This window comes from Candidatus Avelusimicrobium alvi (assembly GCF_958451995.1).
GTDB classification, from domain to species: domain Bacteria; phylum Elusimicrobiota; class Elusimicrobia; order Elusimicrobiales; family Elusimicrobiaceae; genus Avelusimicrobium; species Avelusimicrobium alvi.
In genome coordinates, this window is the sequence record NZ_CAUDSG010000044.1 from 1 (window position 1) to 11197 (window position 11197).

Consider the following 11197-nt stretch of genomic DNA (forward strand, 5'->3'; position numbering starts at 1 on the left):
AAACCGTCAGGGAAAGGGAGGGGCGGCTCGCCCCCTTGATTTGTTTTTTTTTTTTGATAAATTGGGAATATCAACTTATATAAATAGGGGGATATATCCCGTGCAGAAAAGCCTCGGATTTACGCTTATAGAGCTATTAGTAGTGGTTTTAATTATAGGTATTTTGGCGGCGATTGCGGTGCCGCAGTATCAAACGGCGGTGTTTAAGTCGCGCTGGGCCTCCATGCTGCCTTTGTTGGAAGGGCTTAAAAAGGCGCACGAAGTATTTTATCTGGCCAACGGTTACTATATTGCGAGCACCGCCTCGCTGGATTTGGATTCGCCTTGTACGGGAAACGACGTCCTGACCTGCCCGGGCGGGTTTATGGTGGATAATTTTGCAGGCGCAGGCATTATCACCGAACCTGCAAACATGTACCTAACTATGATTTATTGCCCCGGTATAACGGATTGGGCCGACTGCCAGGCAAAAGGAGATTTTAGATATCAAGTATATTTGGACCATTCCGCCTTTCCCGGCATCAGGAGGTGTGCCGGGATTACGGACTTGGGGAAAACTTTTTGCAGATCGCTCAGATGATGGCTTTGTCCGCCGCAGGCGGATGTTATTTCCAAAAATAGAAGCCTATAATCACCAACCCCAGCGCGAGGCGGTAATAGACAAATACGTTAAAACTATGCGTTTTGATGTACTTCATCAGGCATCCAATCACGACGAGCGCGCCTAAAAACGCGCTTACAAAACCCCATATCAAAGGCGCGGTAAAATCCGCCGCCGACAAATGACCGATTTCCACCGCCGCCGCACCCGCAATAATCGGCGCGGACAGCAAAAATGAAATGCGCGCGCTGGCGCTTCTGGACAGGCCGAGGAGCAGGGCCGCCGTAATGGTAATGCCGCTTCTGGAAACGCCGGGCATAATGGCCAGCGCCTGCGCGCAGCCAATCAGCATCAGCGTTTTAAACGTAATTTGCTGACCGTCGTTATGGCCGCCTTTGCGGTCCGCCCACCATAAAAGGCCCGCAAACGCCATTAAACAACCCGCCATCATCAAGGGATTTCTAAAAGCGTGTTCGGCCGTATCTTTTAAAAATAATCCCGCAATTCCCGCCGGCGCGGTGGCCGCCGCCAAGTACCACAGCATACGGCCTTGCGGCGCAAACGGTTTTGTCAGCCCGTTTTTGATAAGAATAAACCAGTCTTTGGCAAAGTATAAAAGTACGGCCAGCAGCGTTGCCGCGTGGAGCATAATGTCAAACGCGATTCCCTGGTATTCCATTCCCCGAAAATACGGCAAAAGCGCCAGATGCGCAGAGCTGGAAATGGGTAAAAATTCGCCGAGCGCTTGCAAAAGGCCGAGTAAAACAGCGTCAAACACAGTCATTTTATTCTCCGAAGAAAGTCAGTTTGGGGTGATGCGGGTCTTCAAAGTCCAGCACGGCAAAAGAGCCCGGCGCAAAATGATGCACTTCTTTTACAAATAAATGCGTAACGTACGATACGTTGGGATTATGGCCCACGGCTACGACGGTATCGCGGTCTCTGAACTGCCGGGCCAGAAACTCGCAGACGTCCCGGTCCGCGTGCAAACCGTTTAAAACGGTTTCTTTGGAAACGGGCGCGTTCAGTTTTTGGGCCAAAATGTCCGCCGTCTGCTCCGCACGCAAAAGCGGGCTGGTTAAAATAACGTCCGGCGTTACGCCGCGTTTAAAAAGAGCCTCGGCCGTTTGGGCGGCCTTTTGTTTTCCTTCTTCGGACAAGGGGCGTTCCCCGTCCGTTTTCACGCGGGCCTCGTAACCGGGCAGGGCGTGGGCGTGGCGTACTAAAATAAGTGTTTTCATAATCCCGTTTTGCGTTTTGATTACGCGTCCAAAAATGCCATAATAAAATTAGGCTGCAGCTTCAGCCTGCTTTATTTTACTATTTATTGCCGGAAGCGGTCATATGAAACTGTTTTACGCCCATTATCCTTCTTTGGAAGACGCTTTTGTCCGTCTGGTGCGCACGGAACGCCGGGACGCGCTGTCGCGCTGGCTGGTGGTGTGCTCGTCTTCTTTTGTGGCGGGGCGGCTTAAAAACCGGCTGGCGCGCGAGCTGGGCGCGGCGGCCAATATCTATTTTATGACGGGCGGCGCGCTGGTAAGCGAGCTGGACGCCGAAGCCCCCGGCGAAGTTTTGCCCCTTTTGCCGCAGGATAACCTGCGCGACTTTTTAATTAAAAACCTGCTGGCCGAACCCGGGTTGGACCGCTACCCCGCCTCGCGCGGGTTTGTGCAGGCGGTTAAAAGTTCTTTGCGGGACTTGGCCGACTCGCTGGCGGATCCGGACGTGCTGGACGAACACCTGCGCACCGCGCCGGACGCGGTGCTTGAGCAGGACGGGGAACGCCTGGCGTGGTTTAACCGCGTCTACCGCCGCTACCGCGAACGCGAAGATTCCATCCCCGGCTTCCGTTCTTACCAGGCCGCTTTTGAACGCGTGCTGGGGCAGGCGGAGCATTCGGCTTTTCTGCAAAGTTTTTCCAAAATTATTTTCTACGGTTTCTACGATATGCCCGGCCGCCAGCTGGAGCTGTTAAACCGCGTGCGCGCGGCTTACCCCGTTACCGTGTTTGCGCCTTATATCAAACATCCGGCGTACCGCTTTGCCAAAAAGTTTTTTGAAACCAACTGGCTGGGCGCCTCCGGCGGGGAAGACGCCGAGGCCGGCCGCTTCGGCGCGCTGGGGAAAAGCGGCGGCTTTTTATTCTCGCCCGAAGGCAGCGCGGACGCGCCGGGCGTGCAGGTCGTCAGCGCGGCGGACGCGAAGGGCGAAGTGTTTTATGCGGCCAAAGAAATTTTGCGCCTGGTGGAAAAAGAAGGGTACCGGTTCGCGGATATTGCGGTGATCGCCCGCTCCGCCGCGCCGTATCAGGATGAACTGCGCCGCGCGTTTAAGGCCAACTGCATCCCGCTGGACGCTTCGTTTGCGTATGCCCTGCAAAAGTTCCCGTTGGGCGTATTTTGCTTAAATTTATTTTCGCTGGCCGCCAACGGGTTTGACCGCGAAACGGTGCAGGCCGTCGTTTCCTCGCCGTATTTTAAACGGACGGAAAAGTACAAATGGCGCGCGCTGATTACGCGGTCGCTCGTCAGCCGGGATTTCAGCCAGTGGCTGGATTTACTGCCGCAAACCAAAAATTACGACCCGGGCCTGCTGGACTGGCTTACCGAAACCAAACGCCGCCTGGAGGCGCTGGACGCGCCGCAACGCTGGCAAAAAGGCGCGGAGTTGGCGCTGGCCCTGCTGGAAGACAATACGGACCAGTCCGCGCTGGAAGGAAAAGACGGCGAAATTTACCGGGCCGTGTGCGATAAAATCAAAAGCCTTGCCGCTTATGAAGCCGTGCGCAAAAACGCCGGGGCCGGCGAGCTCGTGCGCGAACTGGCCGACGCGCTGGCCGCGCTTTCGTTTAACGAGGCCGAAGCCGTGCGCGGCGGCGTAACGTTTACGGACGCTTCCCGCGCGCGCGGACTGTCGTTTAAAGCCGTGTTTTTGCTGGGGCTTAACGATAAATCTTTTCCGCTCATTACGCCGGAAGACCCCGTGCTTCGCGATTATTACCGCTACGTTCTGCGCGACGTGCTGGGCTACTGGATTAACCAAAGCCTGGACCGGGCCGACGAGGAAAGACTGCTGTTTTTTGCGGCGGCTACGGCGGCAACGGATAAACTGTACGCGCTGTACGCCCGCGCGGGCGCGGACGGAAAAGCGGCGGTGCCTTCCGTCTACTTGGCGGAGCTGGCGCGCGCGGCTAATTTAAATTTGCAGGCGGACGACGCCCCGCGCGTAAGCGGGCGGCTTTCGGAACGTATCGCCGCCGCGGGAAATGAATTTTTAACGCCGAAAGAAATGTCTTATGCCGTTATCCTGCACCCGGCTTCGGCGCGCAAAAATTACGAACGGGCCGGGCTTCTTTCGGGCGGCGTTTCCCGCGCGCTTTCTGCCGCGGCGGAACTTTCAAAAAGCGGCGCGCTGACGGATTTTGACGGGATGATTCAAAGCGGCGCGGAAATTTTTGCGCGCGAAAACAAAACCGGCTTTTCGCCTTCGGCTCTGCAGGAGCTCGGCCAGTGCCCGATGAAGTATTTTTTTGACAAAGGCCTCCGGCTTGCCGAGCCGGACGAGCCGCTTTCGCGCCGCGAGCTCTCACCCGACCGGCGCGGTACGGCGTACCACGAAATTTTGAAAGATTTTTACGAAGAGCTGTATCAAAAAGGCCTCACGCATGAACTGTTTGATTCCGCCGCGCTGGAATACCTGCGCCGCGCCGTTGAAAAACATTACGACAAAAACAGCTACCGCGCGTTTGGCATTTATCCCGTGGTGTGGGAGCTGATTTTAAAAGATATGGAAGAAAAACTTTCCGCGTTCGTGCTGGAGGATTTGCGTCATCTCGGGCCGTTTACGCCGGCTAAGTTTGAAATCCCCGTTTCGTGCGAGCCCACGGACGAACTGCCCGTGCGCCTGCGCGGCATTATTGACCGCGTGGACGTGGACGAAAAAGCCAAAACATTTTGCGTGGCGGATTATAAATCGTCGCGCAAAGGCACGAAGGACCTGGCTTCCGACTTGTTCAAACACCTGATTTTCCAGCCCTTTGTGTATGTATTTATCGCGCTTCATTTAAAAGAACTGGAAGGATATACTTCCGCCGGGTCGTGCCTGCTGTCCATCAACAAAGGCTACGACCGGCGCGACTTAACGCCCGAAGCGTTTGAAGCCGTGCGCGGCCGCGCCGTGCGGTTTTTAACGCTGCTCACCGGGATGATTCAGGACGGGACGTTCTTTTTAAATCCTTCCGATTTATGCGCGTACTGCCCGTATGCGGCCATCTGCCGCCGGGACAGTTTTAAATCCCTGCTGCGCGCGCGCAAAAGCGCGGCCGGCCGGTCTTTAGAGGAGGCGCGCCAATGACGCTTTTGGAAGACCGCTTAAAAGTGCAAACGCTTCTGGGCGTAAATATGGTGGTGGAAGCGGGCGCCGGAACGGGCAAAACCACCCTGCTGATTGACCGCCTGTGCCTGGCGGTTCTCGCACAGGGGACGGCTGTTGAAAAACTGGTCGCGCTGACGTTTACCGAAAAGGCCGCCGCCGAAATTAAAACGCGTTTTATTTTTAAACTCCAGCGGCTGGTGCGCGCCGTGAAAGAAGGCGAAGAGGACCGCACGCTGGACCTGCTGCGCATGTATTTTTCCGTGCCGGACGGGGATTTGGTTTCCCGCGCCGAGGCCGCGCTGGCGCGGCTGGACCGCGCGTCCGTGGGCACGATTCACGGCTTCTGCGCCGACATTTTAAAAGCCTATCCGCTGGATGCGGGTCTTTCGCCCAACGCCCAGATTGATTCCGGGCAGAAAGCCGCCCGGCTGTTTGACGCGCGCTGGAATGCGTTTCTGGACGCGGAACTGGGGTTAAACGCGCCGCGCGCGGAGGAGTGGAAACGCGTGCTGGCGGAAATTTCGCTGCCGGATTTAAAAGATTTCGCGCGCGAGCTGTGCAGCGGCAAAATAGAAGCGTACGATTATTACGGCCACCGGGAACTGCTGTGCGGCGTATGCCTGGAGCGCGCCCGCCGCGCCGAGGAACTGGCCGCGCCGTTTGTACAGGCGGGCAAAAAACTCCGCAAAGGCGAACAGGCCCTGCTTTTTGCCGCGGCCTCTCTGCGCCGCACGGCCGCGTTTTTGCAAAACGCTTTCGTCCCGCCCGCGCCCGAAGAAGACGCTCCCTCTTTCCCCGCCGTCGCCTACAAAGACTGGGAGGAAGAGTTGTTTGAAGAGGCCCGCGCCCTCGTTGCGTTCGCCGCCAAAACCGCGCCGGAAAAACAGGAAATTTTCCTGGCGGCGTACGGCCTGATTAAAGACGTCACGCAGGCGGTGCACGCCGATTACGCGCGGGAAGGCATTTTGAGCTTTGACGATTTAATCGTCAAAACCCGCAATCTCCTGCAAAACAATTTATACGTGCGCCGCCTGTTAAAAGAAAAATTTGACGCGCTGTTTATTGACGAGTTCCAGGATACCGACCCCGTACAGGGCGAACTGCTGTTGTTTTTGGCGGAGGAAAAAACTTCCTCGGCTTCGCGCTGGCAGGACGTGCGCCTGTCGCCCGGCAAACTGTTTGTGGTGGGCGACCCCAAGCAGTCCATTTACCGCTTCCGCGGGGCGGATATTACGGCGTATGAATTATTTACCGATTTGATTTTAAAGCAGGGAGGCTTAAAGTGCTTCCTGCAAAAAAACTTCCGCAGTGCGCCGGAAATTATTGACGCGGCCAACGCCGTCTGCTCGCGCGCGATGGTGCAGGAAACGGCTTTCCAGCCTGCCTATGTGCCTATTTTTACGGATAAAACCGTACGGACCAACGCCGCCGGATGGCTGTTTATATCGTCGGAAGATGACGCTCCGGCCGCGGACGACTTCCGCGACAACCAGGCCGAACGCATTGCAGACTGGATAGAACAAAATGTGGGCGTGATGACGCTGGCGGACGGACGCAAACTGGCGTATAAGGATATTGCGCTTTTAACGCGTGCCTCCACCACCGCCGGGCCGTACACGGACGCTCTTCGCCGCCGGGGTATTGCCTTTAACGTGGAAACGGATAAAGATTTCTACCGCAAACAGGAAGTAAACGACTTCTTAAACTTCCTGCGCGCGGCGGCGGATCCGGAAGACCGCACCGCCCTGGCGGGCATACTGCGCAGCCCGCTTTTTGGATTTACGGACGAAGAAATTTACCAAATTGCACGGCGGGGGGAACTGTCCCTTTACGCCAAAACGCAGGATACAAAACTGGCCGAAGCGTATGCGCTGTTAAACCGTTTTGGCCGGCGCGCCGGACGCACGGCCCTAAAAGAATTACTGGAAGATGTGCTGGCGGACACTTTTCTGCCCGAAGCCTGCGCCGCCGCCTACGAGGGCGAACGGACGCTGGCGAATTTGACCCGTTTGGCGGGGCTGGCGGAAGGGTACGCGTCGGACTCGCCCGCGTCGCTTTCGCAGTTTTTGTCCGAAGTGCAAACCATTCTGGAAGAAGAGCCCGAACGCCTGGGCGCGCCCGCGCCGGACGACGCGCTGGACGCGGTGTCCGTCATGACGGTGCACAAATCAAAAGGCTTGGAATTCCCGGTGGTGATTCTGGCCGATTTGTCCAAGAAAGACGCGGCGGCGGTTTCCCAGCCGGTGCGGCATATTTTTTCGTGGCGTTACAATATGCACGGCCTGCGGGCCGGAAAAGTGTGCGACGTAAACCTGGCGTTTCTGGAAGAAGAACAAAAAAAACACGGCAAGCGCGAAGAAGTGCGCGTGCTGTACGTGGCGCTCACGCGCGCCAAAGAAAAAATGCTTTTGGCGGCGGACGGGCGCAAAGGGGCCTTAAAAGCCGCCGGCGTATTTGCGGCGGCGGGGCTGTTCCCGAACGGGGAAACCAAGCCGCCCGTGCTTACGGCGGGGGAGCTTGTCATGCCGGTATGGTACGCTCCGTACGAAGACCCGGAAACCTTCCGCTACCGCCACGTTTCCGCAGGCACGGCCGAAGAAACCGCGCGCGAAGCGGAAAAATGGCGCGCCGCCTACAACGCGCGCCGCGCGCGTTACGAAGAAATGCTGGAGAACGAGAAAAAGCGTTCCCCCAGCGAGCTTGTACAGCATAAAGATTCGCTTACGCCCCAGCAGCGCGCCGGGGCCGAACTGGGCACCGTCTGCCACCGCGCGCTGGAGTTGCTGTTAAGCGGCAAAGAAGCTGACGCGGCTCAAGCCGCCGTGCGCGCCGCCGCTCAAACGGGCGTTCCCGCCCGCGCGCCGGAAGCGGCGGAAATGTTGACCGCATTTGTGCAAAGTCCGCTTTTTAAAGAAATGGCCGCGTGTAAGGTGCTGGCGTGCGAAATGCCGTTTTCGTTCCTGGCGGAAGACGGCGCGGTGGAGTCGGGCGTAATGGATGCGGTGCTGGAAGCCGCGGACGGAACCGTGTGGGTGGCGGATTATAAAACGGACCGGATTCAACCCGGGGAAGAAGCGGCCGTTCTGGATAAAAAATACCGTTTACAGCTGGGCGTATACGCCCAGGCCGCGCGGAAGCTGTTCCCGGGCCGCCGGGTGCGCTGTTCGGCGGTGTTTTTGCGTACGTTTGCCGCGGCGGACTTATAAAAGATAAAATATAAAAAATTTGAAGGAGGGGTACTATGTTTGACAAACTCGGACAGCTCAAAGATTTATGGAAACTCAAAAGCCAGATGGAAGAAATCAAAAAGCGGCTGGACAATATGGTAATTAAGGTGGACAGCCCGCGCCATCTGTTTGAAGTAACCATTTCCGGCTCGCAGGAAGTGAAGGAAGTGCGCGTGGACGCGCTGGTAAAGAACTTTACGGAAGCGGAAATCGCCGAAGATTTAAAAGCCGTCATCAATAAATCCGTGCGCGACAGCCAGGGTATGGCCGCGCAGGCGATGGGTAACTTCGGTATGCCCGCGCAGGGATAAAATATGTACGAAAACAAAAAAATCGCGGTGTTCGGCGTGTCGCAGGATCCGGCCAAATACGGGTATAAAATTTTTACGACGCTTCTTAAAAAGGGATTTTCGGTTTACGGCATTAATCCCAAAGGGGGTGAAGTGGAAGGGCAGACCGTCTATACCAAACTGGCGGATGCGCCCGGCCCCGTAGACGTGGCCGTGATGGTGATTCCGCCCGCCGCGCTGATGAGCGCCGTAGAGCAGTGCATTGACGCGGGCGTAAAAGAAATTTGGTTTCAGCCCGGCGCCCAGTCGGACGAAGCCTACGATTTGGCCGATAAAGCCGGCATAAACGCCACAGACTCCTGCTTTATGGCCGACAACGGGCTCTGGTAATTTATGAAATACAACCGCCTGGGGCGTACGGAACTGTCTGTTTCCGCCGTCGGTCTGGGCGGTTGGTCTTTTGGCGGGGGGACGGACTGGGGCCCGGCGGATGAAACCGCCGCGCTAAATGCCGTGTCCGCCGCGCTGGATGCGGGAATTAATGTAATAGACACCGCGCCCGTGTACGGCGAAAGCGAAGCGCTCATCGGGCGCGCCCTAAAAGGCCGCCGGGAAAAAGCCTTGCTGGCCACCAAGTGCGGCCTCGTCAAAAACGGCTCGTGGACCGATCACGACCTGCGCCCGCAAACCATTATCCGCCAGCTGGAAGAATCGCTCCGCCGCCTGCAAACGGATTATATTGATTTGTATCAAATCCACTACCCGGACCCGCAGACGCCGCTGGCGGACGCGCTGGCCACGCTCGCTCGCCTGAAAGAACAGGGCAAAATCCGCCATATCGGTTTATGCAATGTGCGGGCGGAAGAACTTGCCGCGGCCTCTGCGGGGTGCGAAATCGCTTTCGTACAAAATGAGTATTCCCTCTTGCATCCGCAAAAAGGGGACGAAATTTTGCCCGCCTGCCGACAAGCGTCCGTCGGGTTTATCGGCTACGGAACTTTGTGCGGCGGGATACTCAGCGGCAAGTACGGGCGGGAGCCCAATTTGCGCCGGGCGGACGCGCGGAACTATTTTTATAAATGTTACCGGGGCGAAGCGTTTTTAAACGCCCGGGCCAAAGCGGTGCGCGTAAGCGCGCTGGCCGGGCGGCTGGGAACTTGTCCGGCGGCGGTGGCCGCGGCGTGGGCGCTGGCGGCGCCCGGGGTTTCGTGCGTGCTGATAGGCGCGCGCGGTGCGGAGCAGGCCGCGCAAAATGCGGCGGGAGCGGAAATTACCTTGTCCGCGCAGGATTTGGCATATTTGGAGGAACGGCCGTGCACGTGCATACGGTAGAAAATTATTTGTCGGAACTTTTGCCCGCGCTGGGCGTAAACAAGCGGCGCGAGCTGGTGCGTTTGGCGTACGAAATCTGCAAGCGCGACGCCTGCGCGCCGCAGGACATACTGCCCGCGCAGAAAAATTTGAATTTTGAATCCGCCAAAAAACAGCTTTTGGCGAAACGCTATCCCGTCAATTTTAAAACCGCCGCCAAAAACCGTTTTTACCTGCCCAAGCTGGAACTGGACCCGGCCCTGGAGGCGGACCTTTCCGCGCGGCCTTTTTATCCCAAAACCGTATATATTGAAACGTCCGTATTAAACAGCCCGCTGGCCGAACGCGCCCGCGCCGCATTTCCCCGGGCCGAGTTTAAAGAAACCGACGGCAAAACACAGGTGGGCAGCCCGAATTTTTCCCGCCGGTTGGACACCTTGCTTATCCACCGGGAAAAGTACGACTTTTTAAAACCCTGCCCGTGCAGCTGCGCCGCCGCCGGGTGCGGATACAATTTAATCAACCTGGGGTTCGGCTGCTGTTTTGAGTGCGAGTATTGTTTTCTGCAGCAGTACCAAAACCTGCACGCGGTGTTACTGCCGGCCAATGTGGACGAATTTTTGGCGAAAATTGACGGCGCGAAATTTAACCAAGGGCCGTTTGACCGCCCGCGCATCGGCAGCGGCGAGTTTACCGATTCGCTGGTGTTTGACGATTTGACGCGCTATTCCTCGCAGCTTGTGCCGTTCTTCCGCGCGCGGCCGCATTTGCAGTTTGAATTTAAAACCAAAAGCGTCAACATCGGCGGCCTGCTGGAAGCCGGCGGATGCGAAAACGTGGTGGTGTCCTGGTCGGTCAATTCTTCTAAGATTACGGACGGAGCCGAACATTTTACGCCCGGCCTGACGAAGCGGCTGGCCGCCGCGTGCGAAACCGCGCGGGCGGGATACCGGCTGGGTTTTCACTTTGACCCGGTGGTGATTTACGACGGCTGCCGGGCGGACTATGCCCGCACCGTGGAAGAAATGGCGGACACGCTGCCTAAGGACAAGGTGGCGTGGATCAGCGTGGGGACGCTTCGCTTTAGCCGGGAACTTAAAAAAATGATTGAAAACCGTTTTCCGCGCAATACGATTTTAGACGGCGAATTTTTGCTGGATTTTGACGGAAAAATGCGCTACGGGGACGGCCAGCGCAAAGAAGCGTACGCGTTTTTGGTGCCGCTTCTTCGCAAAGCATTTCCCCGGGCGCACGTGTATTTGTGCATGGAAGACCCGCATATCGCCAAAGAGTTTTAGCTGTGTACATAAAAATCCCCGCAGACAATATGCGGGGATTTTTGTATGTTGTGAAAACCCCCAGCTAGGCTGGGGGTTCGGTTTAGGTTACAC

Annotated in this window: 9 protein-coding genes; 7 read left to right on the forward strand and 2 right to left on the reverse strand. The window is 56.9% G+C overall.

Annotation, left to right across the window (positions count from 1 at the left end; all coding sequences use genetic code 11):
• The first annotated feature begins 100 nt into the window (after window positions 1–100).
• Complete coding sequence (locus ACQY36_RS07200) at window positions 101–580, forward strand: type IV pilin protein (RefSeq protein ID WP_428078575.1); 480 nt, start codon at window positions 101–103, stop codon at window positions 578–580.
• Window positions 581–605: 25 nt separating this feature from the next.
• Here ACQY36_RS07200 and ACQY36_RS07205 read toward each other — a convergent pair whose 3' ends face one another.
• Window positions 606–1385: an undecaprenyl-diphosphate phosphatase gene (locus ACQY36_RS07205; protein WP_428078577.1), complete on the reverse strand. Its 780-nt coding sequence runs from the start codon at window positions 1383–1385 to the stop codon at window positions 606–608.
• A 1-nt stretch (window position 1386) separates the two neighbouring features.
• Entirely contained in the window at window positions 1387–1842 is a 456-nt protein-coding gene (locus ACQY36_RS07210; protein ID WP_428078579.1) for a SixA phosphatase family protein, read from the reverse strand.
• A gap of 103 nt (window positions 1843–1945) precedes the next feature.
• Here ACQY36_RS07210 and ACQY36_RS07215 point away from each other — a divergent pair, with 103 nt between their 5' ends.
• From ACQY36_RS07215 to ACQY36_RS07240, 6 genes are read left to right on the forward strand one after another with little or no spacing between them, the layout of a single operon-like run.
• Window positions 1946–4957: a PD-(D/E)XK nuclease family protein gene (locus ACQY36_RS07215; protein ID WP_428078581.1), complete on the forward strand. Its 3012-nt coding sequence runs from the start codon at window positions 1946–1948 to the stop codon at window positions 4955–4957.
• On the forward strand, window positions 4954–8184 hold the full coding sequence (locus ACQY36_RS07220; protein ID WP_428078583.1) for a UvrD-helicase domain-containing protein: 3231 nt from the start codon (window positions 4954–4956) through the stop codon (window positions 8182–8184). The genes ACQY36_RS07215 and ACQY36_RS07220 overlap by 4 nt, the downstream gene beginning before the upstream one ends.
• A 35-nt stretch (window positions 8185–8219) precedes the next feature.
• Window positions 8220–8516: a YbaB/EbfC family nucleoid-associated protein gene (locus ACQY36_RS07225; protein ID WP_428055160.1), complete on the forward strand. Its 297-nt coding sequence runs from the start codon at window positions 8220–8222 to the stop codon at window positions 8514–8516.
• A 3-nt stretch (window positions 8517–8519) separates the two neighbouring features.
• On the forward strand, window positions 8520–8885 hold the full coding sequence (locus ACQY36_RS07230; RefSeq protein WP_428078585.1) for a CoA-binding protein: 366 nt from the start codon (window positions 8520–8522) through the stop codon (window positions 8883–8885).
• Between the two features lie 3 nt (window positions 8886–8888).
• Entirely contained in the window at window positions 8889–9827 is a 939-nt protein-coding gene (locus tag ACQY36_RS07235) for an aldo/keto reductase (RefSeq protein WP_428078587.1), read from the forward strand.
• Window positions 9815–11104: a spore photoproduct lyase family protein gene (locus ACQY36_RS07240; protein WP_428078588.1), complete on the forward strand. Its 1290-nt coding sequence runs from the start codon at window positions 9815–9817 to the stop codon at window positions 11102–11104. The genes ACQY36_RS07235 and ACQY36_RS07240 overlap by 13 nt, the downstream gene beginning before the upstream one ends.
• The last annotated feature ends 93 nt before the right edge of the window (window positions 11105–11197 follow it).

Coding starts and splice junctions, on each gene's coding strand:
- ACQY36_RS07215 (WP_428078581.1), top strand. CDS start 1,946: ATGAAACTGTTTTACGCCCATTATCCTTCTTTGGAAGACGCTTTTGTC.
- ACQY36_RS07210 (WP_428078579.1), bottom strand. CDS start 1,842: ATGAAAACACTTATTTTAGTACGCCACGCCCACGCCCTGCCCGGTTAC.
- ACQY36_RS07235 (WP_428078587.1), top strand. CDS start 8,889: ATGAAATACAACCGCCTGGGGCGTACGGAACTGTCTGTTTCCGCCGTC.
- ACQY36_RS07220 (WP_428078583.1), top strand. CDS start 4,954: ATGACGCTTTTGGAAGACCGCTTAAAAGTGCAAACGCTTCTGGGCGTA.
- ACQY36_RS07205 (WP_428078577.1), bottom strand. CDS start 1,385: ATGACTGTGTTTGACGCTGTTTTACTCGGCCTTTTGCAAGCGCTCGGC.
- ACQY36_RS07225 (WP_428055160.1), top strand. CDS start 8,220: ATGTTTGACAAACTCGGACAGCTCAAAGATTTATGGAAACTCAAAAGC.
- ACQY36_RS07230 (WP_428078585.1), top strand. CDS start 8,520: ATGTACGAAAACAAAAAAATCGCGGTGTTCGGCGTGTCGCAGGATCCG.